Source organism: Spirillospora sp. CA-294931 (genome assembly GCF_050946795.1).
Lineage (GTDB): Bacteria > Actinomycetota > Actinomycetes > Streptosporangiales > Streptosporangiaceae > Spirillospora.
The window spans coordinates 1,046,483-1,064,679 of record NZ_CP192006.1 but is presented as its reverse complement, the minus strand read 5'-3'; the positions used below and the strand labels follow the sequence as shown (position 1 = coordinate 1,064,679).

The 18,197-nt window shown below is 67.7% G+C and carries 18 protein-coding genes and 1 pseudogene; 7 read left to right on the top strand and 12 right to left on the bottom strand.

Going from position 1 to position 18,197, the window contains the following annotated elements; all coding sequences use genetic code 11:
• The first annotated feature begins 417 nt into the window (after window positions 1-417).
• Window positions 418-708 (top strand): hypothetical protein, encoded by a 291-nt coding sequence (locus ACQPY4_RS05110; protein ID WP_433332930.1) that lies wholly within the window; start codon window positions 418-420, stop codon window positions 706-708.
• Between the two features lie 990 nt (window positions 709-1,698).
• A complete protein-coding gene (locus ACQPY4_RS05105) occupies window positions 1,699-2,250 on the top strand; it encodes a hypothetical protein (RefSeq protein WP_433332928.1) in 552 nt (183 codons plus the stop codon).
• A 1,385-nt stretch (window positions 2,251-3,635) separates the two neighbouring features.
• Here ACQPY4_RS05105 and ACQPY4_RS05100 read toward each other — a convergent pair.
• Window positions 3,636-4,868: a GNAT family N-acetyltransferase gene (locus ACQPY4_RS05100; RefSeq protein WP_433332926.1), complete on the bottom strand. Its 1,233-nt coding sequence runs from the start codon at window positions 4,866-4,868 to the stop codon at window positions 3,636-3,638.
• Window positions 4,869-4,870: 2 nt separating this feature from the next.
• Window positions 4,871-5,200, bottom strand: a complete 330-nt coding sequence (locus ACQPY4_RS05095) for an ArsR/SmtB family transcription factor (protein ID WP_433332924.1) — start codon at window positions 5,198-5,200, stop codon at window positions 4,871-4,873.
• Between the two features lie 769 nt (window positions 5,201-5,969).
• Between ACQPY4_RS05095 and ACQPY4_RS05090 the strand changes: the two genes are divergently transcribed.
• Window positions 5,970-7,037 carry an ArsO family NAD(P)H-dependent flavin-containing monooxygenase gene (locus ACQPY4_RS05090; RefSeq protein WP_433332922.1) on the top strand — a complete coding sequence of 356 codons (1,068 nt, stop codon included), beginning with the start codon at window positions 5,970-5,972 and terminating at the stop codon, window positions 7,035-7,037.
• Here ACQPY4_RS05090 and ACQPY4_RS05085 read toward each other — a convergent pair.
• From ACQPY4_RS05085 to ACQPY4_RS05075, 3 genes are all read right to left on the bottom strand, one after another.
• Window positions 7,034-7,378 carry an arsenate reductase ArsC gene (locus ACQPY4_RS05085; RefSeq protein WP_433338808.1) on the bottom strand — a complete coding sequence of 115 codons (345 nt, stop codon included), beginning with the start codon at window positions 7,376-7,378 and terminating at the stop codon, window positions 7,034-7,036. The two genes, ACQPY4_RS05090 and ACQPY4_RS05085, sit on opposite strands and share 4 nt — an antisense overlap.
• Before the next feature lie 200 nt (window positions 7,379-7,578).
• A complete protein-coding gene (gene arsB / locus ACQPY4_RS05080; RefSeq protein WP_433332920.1) occupies window positions 7,579-8,655 on the bottom strand; it encodes an ACR3 family arsenite efflux transporter in 1,077 nt (358 codons plus the stop codon).
• Window positions 8,655-8,939, bottom strand: a complete 285-nt coding sequence (locus tag ACQPY4_RS05075) for an ArsR/SmtB family transcription factor (RefSeq protein WP_433338805.1) — start codon at window positions 8,937-8,939, stop codon at window positions 8,655-8,657. Before ACQPY4_RS05075 ends, arsB begins: the two co-directional genes overlap by 1 nt.
• A gap of 165 nt (window positions 8,940-9,104) precedes the next feature.
• Between ACQPY4_RS05075 and ACQPY4_RS05070 the strand changes: the two genes are divergently transcribed.
• Window positions 9,105-10,997 carry a PhoX family protein gene (locus ACQPY4_RS05070; RefSeq protein ID WP_433332918.1) on the top strand — a complete coding sequence of 631 codons (1,893 nt, stop codon included), beginning with the start codon at window positions 9,105-9,107 and terminating at the stop codon, window positions 10,995-10,997.
• A 69-nt stretch (window positions 10,998-11,066) separates the two neighbouring features.
• Here the strand turns inward: ACQPY4_RS05070 and ACQPY4_RS05065 are convergent, their stop codons facing one another.
• The 4 genes from ACQPY4_RS05065 to ACQPY4_RS05050 form a co-directional block, all read right to left on the bottom strand.
• A complete protein-coding gene (locus ACQPY4_RS05065; RefSeq protein ID WP_433332916.1) occupies window positions 11,067-11,264 on the bottom strand; it encodes a hypothetical protein in 198 nt (65 codons plus the stop codon).
• A gap of 94 nt (window positions 11,265-11,358) precedes the next feature.
• Window positions 11,359-11,766: a hypothetical protein gene (locus ACQPY4_RS05060; RefSeq protein ID WP_433332914.1), complete on the bottom strand. Its 408-nt coding sequence runs from the start codon at window positions 11,764-11,766 to the stop codon at window positions 11,359-11,361.
• The gene (locus ACQPY4_RS05055; RefSeq protein WP_433338803.1) at window positions 11,763-12,086 is read right to left on the bottom strand and encodes a PadR family transcriptional regulator; all 324 of its coding nucleotides are present in this window, start codon (window positions 12,084-12,086) and stop codon (window positions 11,763-11,765) included. The genes ACQPY4_RS05060 and ACQPY4_RS05055 overlap by 4 nt, the downstream gene beginning before the upstream one ends.
• A 90-nt stretch (window positions 12,087-12,176) precedes the next feature.
• Window positions 12,177-12,530 carry an ArsR/SmtB family transcription factor gene (locus tag ACQPY4_RS05050; RefSeq protein ID WP_433332912.1) on the bottom strand — a complete coding sequence of 118 codons (354 nt, stop codon included), beginning with the start codon at window positions 12,528-12,530 and terminating at the stop codon, window positions 12,177-12,179.
• Window positions 12,531-12,773: 243 nt separating this feature from the next.
• On the opposite strand from ACQPY4_RS05050, the gene ACQPY4_RS05045 reads away from it, so the two are divergent.
• Window positions 12,774-13,406, top strand: a complete 633-nt coding sequence (locus ACQPY4_RS05045) for a three-helix bundle dimerization domain-containing protein (RefSeq protein WP_433338801.1) — start codon at window positions 12,774-12,776, stop codon at window positions 13,404-13,406.
• 67 nt (window positions 13,407-13,473) lie between these two features.
• Window positions 13,474-14,706 carry a pentapeptide repeat-containing protein gene (locus ACQPY4_RS05040; protein WP_433338799.1) on the top strand — a complete coding sequence of 411 codons (1,233 nt, stop codon included), beginning with the start codon at window positions 13,474-13,476 and terminating at the stop codon, window positions 14,704-14,706.
• A gap of 262 nt (window positions 14,707-14,968) precedes the next feature.
• Here the strand turns inward: ACQPY4_RS05040 and ACQPY4_RS05035 are convergent.
• From ACQPY4_RS05035 to ACQPY4_RS05025, 3 genes and pseudogenes are all read right to left on the bottom strand, one after another.
• Window positions 14,969-15,790, bottom strand: a pseudogene (locus ACQPY4_RS05035) (MFS transporter); the annotation flags it as partial.
• A gap of 145 nt (window positions 15,791-15,935) precedes the next feature.
• Window positions 15,936-17,342 carry an FAD-dependent oxidoreductase gene (locus ACQPY4_RS05030; protein WP_433332910.1) on the bottom strand — a complete coding sequence of 469 codons (1,407 nt, stop codon included), beginning with the start codon at window positions 17,340-17,342 and terminating at the stop codon, window positions 15,936-15,938.
• A 16-nt stretch (window positions 17,343-17,358) separates the two neighbouring features.
• A complete protein-coding gene (locus ACQPY4_RS05025; protein ID WP_433332908.1) occupies window positions 17,359-17,508 on the bottom strand; it encodes a hypothetical protein in 150 nt (49 codons plus the stop codon).
• Window positions 17,509-17,584: 76 nt separating this feature from the next.
• Between ACQPY4_RS05025 and ACQPY4_RS05020 the strand changes: the two genes are divergently transcribed.
• The gene (locus tag ACQPY4_RS05020) at window positions 17,585-17,938 is read left to right on the top strand and encodes an ArsR/SmtB family transcription factor (RefSeq protein ID WP_433332906.1); all 354 of its coding nucleotides are present in this window, start codon (window positions 17,585-17,587) and stop codon (window positions 17,936-17,938) included.
• Window positions 17,939-18,197 lie beyond the last annotated feature (259 nt).

The window sequence follows — 18,197 nt, the reverse complement described above, 5'->3', positions numbered from 1 at the left end:
CACACACGCCCTCGCGCAGGGAACCGGAGCCCAATGGGCGGCACGCGAGTACGGGCCGAACCGACAGGACTGGCGGGACGCCCGCCAAGCCCGAAGAGCCCAGCAGATCCTCGATCGACTTCAGGAAGGGCTCGGCCCAGATGAGGCGGGGCATACGCGCCCCGAGGACCTTCGCACGGCCCTAGAGAACGCGACGAATCTCCCCGAGCACATCATCAGCAGTGCGCTGCAATCACTCGATGAGACGTCGTCCCATCAGGCTCCCGTCGGTCCGCGCACTGCTGTGGAGGTAGCAGCAGACAACTTCCCCACACCTATCTCAGAGTCCTTGGAGGCAAGCCCTCCGCGAGCCGAAGGCCCCCTACCCAAACCTCCACACACGACCGCACGGCCCCGACTCGACCGTTAGGAGCTTCCATGGACCTCTCCAACATCTTGTACTGGACGTTCATCTGCGGAGCCTTCTTCGCCCTGTTTATTTCTCCGTCGGCAATCGCCCTCATCCGCCGGGTGGACAACATCGGCATGGTGCTCATCCTCAACGCCGTCGGGATCGTCACCCTTCTCATACTGCCCGTCGCCTGGTGGCTGGCCTTCACACTGCCTCGCCGTCTTCCGCCGCGACCGGAAACTGGTTCCGATCACTCCTCCCGCTCCAGCCGCCTGTCCGAAATGGAGGCAAGGTCTATTGATCCGTGGTCGTTCTGAGCTCCAGATGATCACAGATCTCTAAATAACCAGCCGCCCCACCATGTCGAACTGGAGGAGCCTTACCAAGGCTGCTTGTCTCACACATAGGAGCTGAAGACATCGCCAGGGGGTGACCTACCTGTGAAAGTTCGCGAACAGCCAGGATTGACCTCTTCACGAGGTTTTGGAAACGACGCAGCGCGTCACGTGGCCACCTGCGCATCAGCCGGACTGGTCCTCATATCCGCCCTGGCATGGAGCGAGGCGGCACTGGCCAAAACAGCTTCCGGACGCGACTGCGTCGACCTCAAGGGGGCAGCCGCTTCGACCGTGAACCAGGACACCTTTTGCAGGACCATGGACCGGCAAATGGCGTCCGGCAGGCCCAACATCGGCAAGGCTGTGAACGAGTCGATCAGAGGCACATCCCGGCAAACAAGGAGCACCACAAAGAAGACGATCCCGACGACCCGATCAAGTTACCGAACCGCCACCCACGAACATGGGCCGAGGTCGCCCGCAACACCGCCCAGCCGACGATCGCGAACCATGCCGTTCACGAAAATCGGTCCGATCGAGGTCCTTGGATCCGGTGGCAAGGCTCAAACAACAGGAACTTCCCGGAACAAGCCACATGCCCAAGGTTCGCCTTCACAGGCCAAGGGCGTCAGGTCCGGTGGCACGCGGTCAAGGACGTTGGTCCCACGGGTGAGCAAGGCTCGGCCTGACGCAGGGGTGGCGTATAGAGCTTTGCGGCAGATCGTGAGGTCCGCCAGCAACGAAGCCCAGGGCAACTCGACCACACTGGCCGCAATCGTGATCATGTTCGGCCTGTTGCTCCTGTTGGGGAGAAATCTCGTCGGCCACAACGCCCTGGCAGCGCTCCCGCTCCGCCCTCGGCCAGGTCGTTCGAGACTCCAGACGTCCCCGCCAGCGGCCGAAGGACCATCGGCTCCGGCCCCCGCCTCGGGAAGCGCAGTAGTCAATGCCTTGGCGCAAAGGAGCGGGATGGGGATCACGGGGCCTGGCTCCAACTCCTTCGCGCGCGCCGCTCTGGCTGATGCACTGACGCAAGACGGCGGGCACTGCCGGGTCGTGATAAGCCGCAATGAGCTGGGCCGTCTGTTCGAAGGCGACTTCGAGGCCGAGCTGGTCGAGGCGCTCTCTCCTCACCTCCAGGTGTTCGAGTTGCTGGAGGACGTGATTCAGCACATCGAGGATGAATGGCGACTAGAGGCTCTGATGGGCGAAGCCGAAAAAGCAAACCCCGACGTGAGGCCACACGGCGCCAGCTCCAACGGAACCAGGACGACACTCTGGATCGCCGCACCAGGGCCTGATCACGATGTAGTCCAACCGCTCATCGAAGACGGCTCACGCCATGGTCTCGTCGGACTGATGCTCGGCACCTGGCCCCACGGTCCGACGTACACGACCAACACCGATGGCGAGACCGTTGGTCTGTACGGCACCGAATTCATCGTCCACGCTCTAACGGTCCCTGCAGCCCTCGCCACCCTACGCGCGCACGCCGAGGAAACGCAGAAAGGACGGACTTGACCACTGCATTGCTGCGAGTGACGGTCACGTGCTCCTTGTTCACCTCCCTTACTCTCCATGCATCGCCAGCAACCGCCGCGTACCCGTCTCCGCCGGGCATCAGAGCGTGTGCCGAACTCCACAAGACAGCCAACAAGTACGTTGACGGGCGGAGGCTGTGCCGTGCCATCCGCAGGGAGGTACATCGCAGCCTGAGGACCGGGAAGGAGCCCGACTGGAACCAGGCCTTCCGTGACGCCATGCGGTCACATCGGATGCCAGGGGCCAGATACCAGCCTCGGCAACGCCGTCCGTCACCGCGCACCGATAGTCGATCTTCAAACTCAAAGCGGAGGACGTCCTCCATCCGCTCAGGCCACATCGAACCGCACCAATCAAACAAGCCAGGGCCCACGCTCGCAAAATCAAGGGCTAAACCGCCAATCGCGAAACCTCACAAGGGCGGAAGAACAGTCGCACCGTCCGCCCGCCAACAAGTCTCGAACCCGGGACGTGCGCCCACAGGAGAACTTCACGTACGGTCACAGCACCTCACAAGCCGAGCGCAACTCGTCCTGCTGGTGCTCATAGTCACCGGACTCGCTGTCTTGGTGGAACGCAGGTTCCTCAAGCGCCTTCCCCTGCCACAGCGCCGACTTCGCGCTCCGCAAGGAGCAGGCGACCAGGGAGAGCAGACCTTGAGCTCGCCGCGGGCGCCCACGGCGGCCGCACCTTCAGCGGCTGCTCCGCAGGGGCTCGCCGCTCAGGAGGACGCGGACGTGGACGCCCTACGCTCGTTCGTCGTCCGCCTTCTTGCTCAGCACGTATTCGCGCCGACCAACATCGTGATCACCCGTTCGGCCGCCATGGGCCTCATCGGGCCCCAAGCAGGTGAACTCATCCATGGCCGAATCCCGGGGGTAACGCTGGTCGACAACCTCCTCCAGGCTGCGCCCTACCTGCACACCCTGCCCCCGGAACCCCTCGTAATCGCAGGCAGCGACTCTTCGGACCTGCCCGGCGAACTCCTGACATGCTTTCCGGCCGATACAAGGCTCTTCAGGTTGCCGCCCTGGCCATACCAAGCCAGCGAGACCGCGAACAGCGATCACGACGGCCGAGGAGCCGAGCCGAGGATTACCGTAGATTCCCCGGCTGCCGCGCAGATCATCTCAAGGGCTGGACTTCGCGAACACCTCCGGACCTTGCCAACCACGCATGGTCAGCCCTGGAATGCTGCCCCTTCGAGTACGCAGACCGCGCGGTAACCGGGGCCCGCGCTGAGGACGGCCAGGCCGCCCACGGTCCTGCGCGAAGCCTTCCGCACCCTGCGACCCGGGCGGGTGCCCCTAGACGCATTTCTGAGTTGGCGTTGGGCCTGGGGCGACCTTTGTCGAGAGGGCGGGCTATTGGCCGGTGGTGGGGCTGCGGCGTTCTAGGAGGGTGACGTCGCGCCAGGTGCCGTGGTGTTGGCCGATGCGTTCGCGTGTGCCGACGGGGCGGAAGTCGTGGTGTTCGTGGAGGGCGAGGCTGGCGGTGTTCTCGGGGAAGATGCCGGTTTCGATGGTCCATATGCCGGCGGTCTCGGTTGAGTCGATGAGGGCGGTGAGGAGTGCGGTGGCGAGGCGGCGGCGGTGGTGGTCGGGGTGGATGTAGAGGGAGTGCTCGATGACTCCGGCGTAGACGCAGCGGCTGGAGACTGGGCTGGCGGCGATCCAGCCGGTCGGACAGTTGGTGGTGGTGTCGACGGCCACGAGGCGGTGGTTGGGGAGGTGGGTGTTGTCGAAGGCGTCCCAGTTTGGGGCGGTGGTTTCGAAGCTGGCGTGGCCGGTGTCCAGTCCGGCTTGGTAGATCGCCAGGACGTCGTCGGCGTCGGCCGGGCGCATGGTGCGGATGGTGTAGCCGGGTGGGGCGTTGGGTTTGGTGGCCTTGATGATGGCTGAGTGCAGGGCGTCGGCGATCGGGTGGGTGGGGGTGATGGACGCGGTGGTGAAGCCTGCGGCCAGGAGGTGGTCGCGGTATTGGGTGGCGGTGATGGTTCCGTCCGCGCATCCTCCGGCGAGTTCGGCTTGCGTGCGTTGTTCGGGGGTGAGTGCGTCGTCGGCGATGACGTCGGTGATGCCGAGGCGTCCGCCGGGTCGCAGGGTGCGGAAGGCTTCGCGCAGGGCCGTGGGTTTGTCGGACGACAGGCACAGGACGCAGTTGGAGATGATGACGTCGAGGTGGCCGTCGGGGAGTGGGATGTTCTCGATGGTGCCGTGGAGGAACTCGGTGTTGTCGATGTGCGCTTGGGCGGCGTTTTCTTGGGCGAGGGTGATCATGTCGGTGCTGGCGTCCAGGCCGTAGACCTTGCCGGTCGGGCCGGTGCGGCGGGCCGACAGGATGACGTCCAACCCGCCGCCTGAGCCGAGGTCGAGTACGGTTTCCCCGGATGTGATGTCGGCGACGGCGACGGGGTTGCCGCAGCCGAGGCTGCCGCGCAGTGCGGCTTCGGGGGCGTGGGGTTCGGTGTAGGCGGCCGCGCCGAAGCAGGGGTCGTGCTGTGCGGCCTGTTCGGAGCCGTAGTCGTTGGGGACGCCACCTGCCAGGGTGAGGCGGGCGAGTCTGGAGTAGCGGTCGACGATCTTCGGGTCGGTCATGGTCACTCCTTGCAGGACGGCAGGCCGGGCACCGGACGTCCCATGACGATGTCGGCGGCGGTGGGGAAGCAGTCGACGCAGGCGTCGTTGATCCGGTAGTAGCTCGCTGTTCCTCGGGTCTCGGCGAGGACGAAGCGAACGGCGGCGAGCTGTCTGAGGTGGTTGGACACGGTCGACTGGCCGACGTCGACGGCTTTGACGATTTCGCCGACGCTCATCGGCGCGCCGTGCCGGGCCAGCAGGGACACGATCTGGACGCGGGTCGGGTCGGCGAGCGCCCGGAACCAGGAGGCGTACTCCTGGGCGATCTCGCGCTCCAAAGGCTTCTTCATCGTTCATCGACGATAAACGATGAAGGGTGGGAGGGCTAGGCCTTTGACTTGATTAGACAGGTATCTAATTTGATAGGCTTCTATTCAGGGCGGATGCTGGTGGCGCTTCGACCGGCATCTGACCAGCGAGGTGCACGTCATGCCGGGGACACCGTAGTTCGGCGTGCCGTCGTTGACGGCTTGATGAACCGCTGAATCATTCGCGATTGAGGAGCGAGGATGTCCGAGGGGAACCCGACCGCGGCCGAGCGGGAGGCTCTGCGCATCATCTGTGATCATGGCTCGGTGAACGTCGAGCAGGTGGGAGAGAGCCTCGTGGCGGCGCGAGACGGCGGCAGCCATCCCGCTACAACCAGGCGATCGCCCAAATGGCGGGGGTCCTGGTGTGGCGGCTGTCCGGGCACGGCCTCATCGCCGAGGCCGGCCCGCAGACCTGGACGGCGACGGCCAGCGGGCGTCGGCTGATCTCGTGCCCGGACTAGCTGCGCAGGAAGGGCCGTGATCGCCATGACGCCGTGCTGCGCGCCGCTTTCGGGGGCCGAGGTGATCGGGTCGGCGTCCGTCCCCACGGCGGTCGCAGCGCCAGGCTGGTTGCGTCTGCTCTCGATGGTCGGTGCGCCAGCGGACAGCAGTGCTTGTGTGAACGAGTTGACCAGGCAGACCAAGGCGGAGCGTCGGCGGGCCTGGGTCCACTACCCGATCGTCCCGGCAGTGGTCAGGGGGATCGGTGCGGTGTTCCCGCCGCTCCCCGCTGAGGCGGAGGTCTGCGGTGGCGCCGACCGTGCGTGAGGTCGAGGTCTTCGTTGTGGGGGCGGGTCAGGCGGGGCTTGCGGCTGGCTTCTATCTGCGGCGGGCGGGGCTGGACTTCGTCATCGCCGACGCCCAGGACGGGCCGGGTGGAGCCTGGCGGCACGCTTGGCCGTCGCTGCGGCTGTTCTCGCCCGCGCAATACAGTTCGCTGCCTGGACGGATGATGCCGCCTACTGGGGACGGCGCCTTCCCGACGGCCGAGCACACCGTTGCTTACATGGCTGATTACGAACGCCGCTACGAGCTTCCCATCGTCCGGCCGGTTCGGGTGCGAGCCGTACGACGTGGGGACGAGGCGCTGGTGGTCGAGACCGGGGAGGGCGACTGGCGCGCCCGGGTCGTGATCAGTGCGACCGGCACCTGGTGGCGGCCGTACGTGCCTCACTATCCCGGGATGGGTGAGTTCCAGGGCAGGCAGCTGCACACTGCGCACTACACGGGGCCAGCGCCCTTCGCGGGGCGGAGGGTGGTGATCGTCGGGGGCGGCAACTCCGCGGCGCAGATCCTCGCCGAGGTCTCCACCGTGGCCGACACGACTTGGGTGACCAGGCGTCCACCCCGGTTGCTCCCCGACGAGATCGACGGCAAGGCCCTGTTCGACCTGGCCACGCGGCGCCAACACGCACTCGACTCCGGCGCGACCGCGCCTGGCATCGCGGATCTGGGCGACATCGTCGCCGTCCCGCCCGTGCGCGCGGCCCGCAGCCGGGGCGTGCTCAAGGCTGAGCCGATGTTCGCCCGCTTGACGTCCACGGGCGTGGCCTGGGAGGACGGGACGGAACTGCGCTGCGACACCGTGCTGTGGTGCACCGGCTTCCGCCCGTCCATGGCTCACCTGGCCCCGCTGAAGCTGCGAGGGCCGGACGGCCTGATCGCGACCGAAGGCACCCGCGCCGCTGCCGAGCCCCGGCTTCATCTGCTCGGATATGGAGACTGGACCGGGGCCGCCTCGGCTACCTTGATCGGCGCCTCCCGCACCGCGAAGCAGGCGATCACCGAGATCGCACGGGAGTTGCGTCCCGGCTAGGCCAGGAGCTCCTTGATCAGGGTCTCAACGCGGGTCTGGATTTCGTCGCGGATGGGGCGGACGGCCTCGACGCCCTGGCCTGCGGGGTCGGGGAGGGTCCAGTCGAGGTAGCGCTTGCCGGGGAAGACGGGGCAGGCGTCGCCGCAGCCCATGGTGATGCACACGTCGGAGGCTTGGACGGCGTCGACGGTGAGGATCTTGGGGGTCTGGGCGGAGATGTCGATGCCGACCTCGTTCATCGCCTCCACGACGGCGGGGTTGACGCTGTCGGCGGGCGCCGAGCCCGCGGAGCGGACCTCGATGCGGTCTGCGGCGAGGTGGGACAGGAACGCGGCGGCCATCTGGGAGCGTCCGGCGTTGTGCACGCAGACGAACAGGACGCTGGGCTTGTCGGTCACGAGGTGATCCTTCCTAGACGATCAGCCGTTGGCGAGAGGCCGGCCGCTCTCGGCCGTCCTCATGAAGCAGCGCACCCGCGCGGTCCCGGGCGGGCCCGACGGAGAACAGCCCACTGAGGCGCTGCGCGTTCGTGTTCACGGGGTCAGGTCCCGGCCGTGAACCGGCGGCGCCAGGCGAGTGAGACGTAGACCAGGGCGACCAGGACGGGCACCTCGATCAGAGGCCCGACCACGCCGGACAGGGCTTGTCCGGAGGTGACGCCGAAGGTGGCGATGGCGACCGCGATGGCCAGTTCGAAGTTGTTGCCCGCTGCGGTGAAGGCCAGCGTGGTGGTGCGGTCATACGGCAGGCCGATGGCCTTGCCGAGCGCGAAGGTCCCGAACCACATGAGGGCGAAGTACACCAGGAGCGGGACGGCGATGCGGGCGACGTCCAGCGGTTGGGAGGTGATGGTGTCGCCTTGCAGGGCGAACAGGATGACGATGGTGAACAGCAGCCCGTACAGAGCCCATGGCCCGATCTTGGGCAGGAAGGCGTTCTCGTACCGGTCGCGTCCCAGACGCCGCTCACCCAGCCGGCGCGTCAGGTATCCGGCGGCCAGCGGGACGCCGAGGAAAACGGCCACGTTGGCGGCGATCTTCCACATTGAGATGTCGAGGTTCTCGCCCTCGCCCAGGCCGAGCCATCCGGGCAGCAGGTCCAGGTAGAACCAGCCCAGCACCCCGAACATGATGACCTGGAACACCGAGTTGAGCGCGACCAGCACCGCGGCGGCCTCGCGGTCACCGCAGGCTAGGTCGTTCCAGATGATGACCATCGCGATGCAGCGGGCCAGCCCGACGATGATCAGGCCGGTGCGGTACTCGGGCAGATCGGGCAGGAAGATCCAGGCCAGCGCGAACATCACCGCCGGGCCCACCACCCAGTTGACCACCAGCGAGGACACCATCAGCCGCCGGTCACCGGTGACGGCGTCCAGCCGGTCATAACGCACCTTGGCCAGCACCGGGTACATCATCACCAGCAGCCCGAGCGCGATCGGCAGCGAGATTCCACCGACCTCCACCTTGGCCAGCACGTCGTCCAGGCCCGAGAAGAGCCGCCCCAGCCCCAGCCCGGCGCCCATCGCCACCAGGATCCACACCGCGAGGAAGCGGTCCAGGGTCGACAGGTTGGCCACGACGCCGGGAGTCTGCTTCCCGCTGTCGGTCAGGGTCATCAGCAGGCCCGCTTGCGGCCGATTTCGGCGGTGACGCGGGCGACGTCCGCCAGCCCTCCGAGTGCATCAGCCAGTTCCTCGATGACCTCGGGGCGCAGCCGGTAGTAGGTGAACCGGCCGCACGGCTCGGTGTCCACCACCCCCGCCTCGCGCAACACCCGCAAATGGTTGGAGATGTTGGTCTGCCGCGCACCGGTCTCCTCCACCAGATGCGTGGTGCACAACGTCTCATGCGCCAGCAGCGTGATGATCTGCAACCTGAGCGGATCGGCCAGCACATGCATCAGGGAGACTTGCACCGTCGACATCATGTGTGAATGATATCAGTTGACAATGATGCTTGTGTTGTCGAGGTAGCGCATCGTGACCCCTCTCACGCTGTTCGACCGACTTTCGAATAATCGGCGTTCCCTGGCAGTGGCCAGGGTTGTGCAGACAGAGGACGTTCCATGACTCGTGTCAACATCGACAGCGACCCGGACGACATCAGCTCCAACCCCTCGCCGAACGAGGCGCTCGCCGACGTCCTGTCACGGCGGTCGCTGCTCAAGGGCGGCACCGTGGTCGCGGCCGCGGGCTTCCTGACGACCTCGATGGCCGGCTCTCCCGCGCAGGCGGCCTCGGCCCGGAGCAAGCCCAAGGCGCTGCTGGGATTCAAGGCCGTGCCCGCGAGCCCGGCGGACGCGCTGACCGTCCCGGAGGGCTACTCGGCGCAGGTCCTGATCCCGTGGGGGACGCCGCTGAGCGACAGCGGCCCGTCCTGGAAGAAGGACGCCTCCAACAGCGCGGCCGAGCAGGCCCAGCAGGTCGGCATGCACCACGACGGGATGAGCTTCTTCCCCTATGGCAACACCTCGGGCCTCCTGGCGGTCAACCACGAGTACTCCGACACCACGCTGCTCTACACCGACGGCGACGCGGTGATGACCAAGGAGAAGGTCGACAAGGCGCTGGCCGCCCACGGCGTGACCATCGTCCGGGTCCGCCACAAGCGCGGCAAGTGGATCCGGCAGGACTCCCGCTACAACCGCCGGATCACCGGCTCCACCCCCGTCACCTTCTCCGGCCCGGTCGGCCCGACCCACCCGGCACTGAAGGCCAACGGACCCGCACTCGGGACGCTGAACAACTGTTCCAACGGCCAGACACCGTGGGGCACCTACCTGACGTGCGAGGAGAACTGGAACGGCTACCTGGGCACCGAGAGCGCGACCTGGACCCCCAACGCCGAGGAGAAGCGGTACGGGATCGCCAAGGCGGGCTTCGGCTACAAGTGGCACACCGCCGACCCGCGCTTCGACATCGCGGTCAACCCCAAGGAGGTCAACCGGTTCGGCTGGGTCGTCGAGATCGACCCGTTCCGTCCCGGCTCGACCCCGGTCAAGCGCACCGCGCTCGGCCGGACCAAGCACGAGGGCGCCACCGTCGTCGAGTCACAGGGCCGCGTCGTGGTCTACATGGGAGACGACCAGGACAGCGAGTACGTCTACAAGTTCGTCGGCGACGCCTCCTGGCGCAAGCTGATCCGGCGCGGTCAGAGCCCCCTCGACCACGGCACCCTGTACGTCGCCAAGTTCAACGACGACGGCACCGGCACCTGGCTTCCGCTGGTCTTCGGCAAGGGGCCGCTGACCACCGCCAACGGGTGGACCGACCAGGCCGACGTCCTGCTACGCACCCGCACCGCCGCCGACGCCGTCGGCGCCACCAAGCTCGACCGTCCCGAATGGGTCGCCGTCCACCCCGATACCAACGACGTCTACCTGACCCTGACCAACGGCAAGGGCAACGGCGGGACGGTCAACCCGCGCACCCCCAACCCGTATGGGCACATCGTCCGCTGGCGCGAGAAGCACGGCGACCACACCGCCACGACCTTCGCCTGGGACGTCTTCGTCCTGTCCGGTGACCCGGCCTACGACCCCAAGGTCAAGCTCGGCCCCGACAACATCCACGGCAGCCCCGACGGCATCGGCTTCGACGAATCCGGCCGCCTGTGGATCCAGACCGACATCTCCAACAGCTCACAGAACCTGGCCAGCAAGGGCTACGACCACATCGGCAACAACCAGATGCTCGCCGCCGACCCCAAGACCGGGGAGATCCGCCGCTTCCTCGTCGGCCCCCGAGGCTGCGAGATCACCGGCCTGGCCTTCACCCCCGACCAGCGGACGATGTTCGTCAACGTCCAGCACCCGGGCGAGACCACCACCGCCTGGGGCACCCCGACCCCCGCCAACCCCCGCGCGGTGTCCAACTGGCCCGACTTCGACCCGCAGGGCAGAGCCCGCTCCGCCACCGTCGTCATCACCAAGAACGACGGCGGCAAGATCGGCACCTGACCCGGCGAAACAACGCGGTGCCTGCCGGACGCCCCCGCCGGCAGGCACCGCCCCCACCCCACGCCACGCTCAGTCCAGAAGATGCAACTGGTCAGCCCCCGTGACGATCCCGAGAAACGCACCGCCGCCCGAAAGGACGCCCGCCAGCGCCGCTCCTGAGTAGCTCCGCCCATCAAGCCTGGTGAGGATCGCCACAACGAGGCCCACGACCAGCGCACCCAATATCCCGATGAGGACCGTGAGCGCGATCCTCGATGCATGACTCATGACCTGACCCTTCGAGTTCGCTACATATGTAGTCTGCGAGCTCGAACGCATCCTGCCGGAGGACAGTCCGATCAAGCGACCGCAGATATGCCGATCACGGGAGGTTCACGCCATCCCAGGGTTCGGCCATCGGATTGGTGGACCGACGTATCGGCGGATTGACTTCTGCGGCCGCTGCTGACGGGAAGTACTTCGGATCCGGATCATGGATGATGACGGTGCCAATGAATTCGGGCATGTCCTCTGGCTTGTGGTCGATCTCGCCGCGAGCTTCGCTTTTTATTTGGCGGACGCCACGGAACTGATCGACAGCAAACCACAGGGCCGCGAGTTCGCGCCGCCAGGCGAACCGAGTGCCAGGATCGTCCAGTATCGCTGATACTTCGGCTGACCACTCGTTGCAATAGTCCGCACGAACGTCGAGTGGGAGGCGGCGACTCGAACTCCAGACCAGCCAGTTGGCTATGCGCTCAACGGCCACTTGCGGGTATCGCACGTTCATTGAATCGCGCCTCCCTCAGCAGGACGCACCGGCCCAGCGCTGCCGCGAGCGCTATCCAAGGATGCCTGTGCCAATTCCAGCCTGGCGACACGCGTGCCTTCAGCGGTTAGTTGGTAATACTTGCGCGGTCGTTGCGCATTCTCGTCCTCCGAGGGAACCTCCCAGGCGGAGGTCACCAAGCCCTCTGACTGAAGGCGTGCCAGCATGGGGTACAGCGTTCCGCTTGCCAGCTTCGCGGCCTTCATCAGGTCGTAGCCGTAGCGAGGCTCAGTGGGGTCGGAGAGGAAGATCCGCAAGACCCGCTCCAAGGCCGCCGTCATCTTCACGGGGTTCAACCTACCGGCCGTGCGCTACATATGTAGCTGAACCGCCGAACTGAGGACACCCGATGCATGCATTGGAACTGAGGGTCAGGCGATGAGGGCGCGGATGGCGTCCAAGCGGCCGGGGAGGATGGCGAACCAGACCCAGATGCCGCGCTTGTCGCGCGAGAGCAGTCCTGCGTCGACCAGGATCTTGAGGTGGTGGCTGACCGTCGGCTGAGTGAGCCCGAGTGGCTTGGTCAGGTCGCAGACGCAGGCCTCGCCGTCCGGGCTGGCCTCGATCATGCTGAGCAGTTGCAGGCGGGTCGGGTCGGAGACGGCCTTGAGCATCCGGGCGGCGCGCTCGGCGTCAGCGCGGTCCATCGGAACCAGGTCGACCGGCTCATGGCAGGTGTCGGTGTCGACCGGTGTGATCATCTCCAGCACTCTGCCATCGTCCATGCGTCGAGTGTACGAACGGTTAACGAATGACAACCTCCGATGAACTTCGCCCATGAGCAGGCGCTCTCACCGGGCCATATATACGCCTGTCGATCACCGGCCGCCCAGTTCAGCGACCTGATCGGTGCGTCACGCGGCCTGGACGCTCACGTGAAGCCGATTGTCAGATTCATCATTAATAACTGACATCAGTGTTAACTGATACGATAGTTCTCTCGACGCGAGAGAGGGGTCACGGTGGATATGCGTACGGAGGCGCTGCTGATGCGGATCGCCGCGACGCTGGCGGCCCGCTTCGACGGGACGCTGGCCGGGCCGACGGTCGAACGCCACGTACTGGAATGCCATGCGCTCCTGAACCGCGCCGCGCCCGTCAAGCGGCACCTGCCGGTGCTGGTCGAGCGGTTCGCGCTGGAGCGGCTGGTCGCGCTCACACAGGCCCAGGGACTGGCGGTCAAAGCCGTGCCCGAGGTCCTGTATGTCTGCACGCGCAATGCGGGCCGCTCGCAGATGGCCGCCGCGCTCACGGCGAGGCATGCCGCCGGACGGGTCCACGTGCGAACCGCCGGCACGATCCCGGCCGAGCGGCTCGACCCGGTCGTGGTGGAGGCGCTGGCGGAGATCGGGCTGGACGCCTCCGCCGAGTTCCCCAAGCCGCTGACCGACGAGGTGGTCCGTGCCGCCGATGTGGTGGTGACGATGGGCTGCGGGGACGCCTGCCCGGTCTACCCGGGCAAGCGCTACCAGGACTGGCTGCTGGACGAGCCCGAGGGCGCCGCACCGGAGCGGGTCCGGGCCATCCGCGACCACATCGACGAACGCGTTCGCGAGCTCCTCATCGAACTGGACGCCGACGTTCCGGCGGCGAATCACTGACCTGGGGAAATCGACGCATTGATCGTTGGCTGACCTAGGTCTCTCGAAAGACGAGGCGGTGAAGGAGATGGCCGGACCTGAAGGTGATCAGGTCGGCCGTCGCGCCCTGGTGAAGCGTTCGGCTCGCAAGGCTGCATCACCTATACCGCCCGCGTTGAAGGTCTGGCCGCTGTGGCTATATCTCGCAGCTGGGATAGTGGTCGTCGCCGTCACAGCACTGGTGGTGTGGAAACTCTGGGAAACAGCGGGCGGCGATCCGAAACTGCAGATCGAGGCGGTTCGAATCGGCTCCACGGTCGGATTCGGTGCCGGTGGCCTGTACCTGCTGATCCTGGCCGCGCGTCGGCAATGGCTGCAGGAACGCATGCATCGCTATCAGGAGCACGTCGATGCGCGCGACCACGTCCTTCAGGAGAGGCTGGCCGACCAGACCGAGCGGGACGCGGACGAAAGACGAATCACCGAATTGTTCAGCTCCGCGGCCGAGCACCTGGGTTCTGAGAAAGCGGCAGTCAGGATCGCTGCTCTCTACACGCTTGAACGTCTCGCCAATGACAACCCTCCTCATCAGCAGGCCATCGTCGATATCATCTGTGCGTACCTGCGCATGCCCTCTCGTCCGGCTCAAGACGAGGACCAGGTCCGGCTCACCGCCCAGCGTCTACTGCTCGCTCACCTGCACCCAGAAGCTCCGGCGCACTGGGACCTGATCGACGTCGATCTGGCCGGAGCCACGCTCACCGGCTTCAGCCTGGCCGGTTGCAGGGTTGCGAACAGCCACTTCCGCGGAGCGAAGTTCGAGGGCGACACAGATTTCCGTGAGGCCACCTTCGCCAGAACCGCAGATTTTGGATCCGCACACTTCGTCGGCAACGCCCGTTTCGACCACGCGTCGTTCGAGGATGGCGCGAATTTCGACCAAGCAGCCTTCAGCGGCGATGCGCACTTCGCAGTGGTGTCGTTCGCCCAGGAAGCTCGCTTCTATAAGGCGAACTTCCACCGGCTCGGCTTCTTCACCGGCACGAGATTTTCCAGAGGGAGCCTGTTCTGCTGGGCGACGTTCACCGGCGCTGCCGTGTTCACGGATACGGGTTTCTTCGGCCGAGCCGACTTCAGTTCGGCCACCTTCGTGGACGACGTCGTCTTCGACTCACCGCAACCCGAGAACATCGTTCTGCACTCCGCCGTGGTCGCCGATGTCGGGCTGACACACGTGCTGCCGGCCGGTTGGCGGGTCGAGCCATCAGGAGGCACGTCCGGACGTCTGGCCCCCGACGGCTCGCAGCCTTCCCGCAGCTAGGAGCGCGGCGGTGGCGACGGCCAGCGCGGCGGCCACCGCGAGCATGACGGGCGTGTAGGTGCCGGTGACGCCCAGAACGGCGGCGGCGGCCAGTGGTGAGAGCGCCTTGGCGAGGGTCAGGGGGAGGGTGAGCAGGCCGGAGATGGTTCCGTAGGCGGTGGTGCCGTATTGCTCGGCCAGGAGGGCGGGGCGGGCGATGGGTGGCGACGCCGAAGCCGAGTCCCAGGGCCAGGACGCAGATGACGGCCGCGACCGCGTCGCGTCCGGTCAGGGGGAGGGCCAGCGCGGCCAGGGCCTGGAGGGCGAACACGACCGCGACGACGGTCGTGGGGGAGCGATTACGCTGCGCGGCGGTGGTCGCCAGGCGGCCGGTGACCGACAGGACGCCAAGCAGCCCGGCGACGGCGGCGGCGAAGGCGGCCGGGTGCCCCAGCGCGAGCAGGTAGGCGACCAGGTGGACGCCGATCACGGCGACGGCGGCCGAGTGCGTCATGAACGCCAGGACCAGCGTCCAGAAGATCGGGTCGCGCAGGACCGCGCGGGTGGCCGCCGACCTTTCGAGGGTGTCGCCGCGCACCACTGGGGGTTCGGCGGCGCCGTCGGGATGCAGGCCGAGGTCGGCGGGACGGCTCCGGACAAGGGCGTGCAACGGGATGGCGATGACCCCGTGGACGGCGGCGAGGATCAGCAGCGCGGTGCGCCAGCCGTAGGCGTCGGTGAGCCAGCCGGTGAGCGGCATGAAGATGGTGCTGGCGAACCCCGCGACCACGGTGACGGCCAGCAGCGCGGTGGCGCGGCGGGCGTGGAACCAGGTGACGACGACGGCGAAGGCGGGTTCGTACAGGACCATCGCCGAGGCCAGGCCGAGGCCGAGGAACACCAGGTAGAGCTCCGTCAGGGAGCCGGCCGCCGCCCACGCGGCGACCAGGGCGGTGGCCGCGACGGAGCCCGTGGTCATCAGGGCGCGCCCGCCCCGGCGGTCCAGCAGCCGGCCGATGGGGACGGCGGCGACGGCGCCGGTGAGCAGCGAGATCGTGAGCGCCGCGGTGACCTGCGTCGTGCCGGCGTTCAGGTCGTGCCGCATCGGGGTGAGGATCACCGCGAAGGCGTAGTAGAGGACGCCGTACCCGACCGTCTGGCTGACGGCGAGCGCGGCGACGATCCGCCAGCCGTAGAACACCGGGCTCCCGCCACGGCCGTGCGTGGCGGGAGCGGGAGGTGCGGTGGTCTCAGCCACAACAGGCGCCGCCGCCGCTCCCCACGACGGCGAGCGGCTCGGCGAGCAGGCCGCCGCTGATCCCGGTGGCGAACCCGGTGGGGGCCGGGCCGGACGAGCACACGCCGGTCTCGGGCAGTTCGAGGCGGACGTCCCGAGCCGCGTCCCAGTCGCCCGCGATCGCGGCGACCACCGAGCGGGCCTGCTCGTAGCCGGTGGCCAGCAGGAACGTGGGGGCGCGGCCGTAGCTCTTGACCCCGACCGCGAAGTACCCGGTCTCGGGGTGGGTCAGCTCGTCCACACCGTGCGGGGGGACGGTGCCGCACGAGTGCTCGTTGGGGTCGATGAGCGGAGCCAGGGCGGGCGTCGTGCCCAGGATCGGGTCAAGCCCGAGGCGGAGTTCGGTGGTGAGGGTGTGGTCGGGACGGAAGCCGGTGGCGGCCACGATCCGGTCGACGGTGACGACCTGCTCGGTGCCGTCGGGGGCGCGTCCGGTCACCTGGACGCCGCCCAGGTCCGGGGTGGCGGCCAGCGGGTGCAGGGCGTGGGTGGAGAACCCGGAGAGCAGCTCGACGCGTCCGGTCTCGACGAGCCTTCTGACGCGGGTGCCGAGCGCGCCGCGGGCGGGCAGCTGGTCGTCGGCGCCGCCGCCGTAGGTCCGGGACGCCGAGCCGCTGCGGATCGCCCAGGTGATGCGGGTGCCGGGCTCGGTCTCGGCGAGCTCGGCGAGGGCCAGCAGCGTCGTGGCGGCCGAGTGCCCGGCCCCGGCCACCAGGGTGTGCACGCCCGCGAAGCGCTCGCGGTCGACGCCCAGGACGTCGGGCAGCGCGTGGGTGATCCACGCCGCGCTCTCGGCCTCGCCGTGGGCGGGCAGCCCCGAGCCGCCCAGGACGTTGGGCGTCGTCCAGGTGCCGGAGGCGTCGATGACGGCGCGGACGCGGACCTCGTCGGCCGCGCCGTTGGGGCGGCGGACGCGGACGAGGAAGGGGACCTGGTCGCGTCCCGCGCTGCGCAGGCGGTCATAGCCGTCACGCGTGACGGCCTCCACCCGGGTGCCGAGTTGGAGCCGCGAGGCGATCCGCGGCAGCGCGGCCAGCGGCCGCAGGTACTGCTCGATCATCTCCTCGCCTGTGGGCAGCCCCTCGGGGGCGGGCTCGGTCCAGCCGGAGCCTTCCAGCAGCCGCCGCGCGGCGGGGTCGATCCCGAACCGCCACGGGCTGAACAGCCGCACGTGCGCCCACTCGGCCATCGCCGCGCCGACGCGGTCACCGGCCTCCAGGACGACGAAGTCCTGGCCGCGTTCCACGAGCTGCGCGGCGGCCGCCAGCCCCACGGGACCGGCGCCGATCACGGCGACCGGCAGCCGGGTCCGCTCGTTCATCTGATCCGCGTTCACCAGGCGCTCGCTGGTTTCGTTCATGGTCATTCTCCCCGGGCTAGAAGCGATTACCGATGGCGGCTGTTCGGGCACGGTCCTGGACGGCCGCTGCACGGCAGGCACTGGTACAGACCTCATCCGTGCGCTCGCGGAGTTCCGCGAGCGTCATGCGGTGCGTGCTCCGGGATGCATTGAGCAGGCTCTTCATCGACACTCCTTGTTTCGAAGTTCATCGAAGCAACGTCAGCTTGCATCATTGGATAGATGAGTGTCAAATTAGAGGTATGTCGAAGCCACCCGTCGCCGCTTGCTGCACCCCGCTGACCGAAGCCCTCATGGCAGAGGCCGAGGCCGCCGAGCTGGCGAAGGTGTTCAAGGCGCTGGCCGACCCCGTCCGGCTCCGCCTGCTCAACCTCATCGCCGCCAGCGAGGGCGGCGAGGCGTGCGTGTGCGACCTGACCGTCCCCTTCGAGCTGAGCGCCCCGACCATCTCCCACCACCTGAAGGTCCTGCGCCAGGCGGGCCTGATCGACTGCGAGCGCCGGGGCACCTGGGTGTACTACTGGACGAACCCCGAGGCCCTCACCCGGCTGTCCGGCCTGTTCGCGTCTCCCGCCCTGACCTCCGGCGCCGTCTGACCACCCCGACCGGCTCCACCTCCTCGTCGCCCTGGTTCGCGCCGGCGAGTTCGCGGGCTGTCCGGGGTCTTCTCCTTGCGCCCATTCCGCCCCGGCGGGCCAGGAGGTCGGCCGCGAGAGCGGACGCCTCTTCAACTGGCTCGACGACCGGGAGCCCGACGACCCCAGTGGCCAGGTCTGCGTAGAAGTAAGGGCGACCGGCGCGGTGATCTCCGGCCGTCGCACCTTCGAGCTTGGCCATACCTGCGCTACCGGGTCC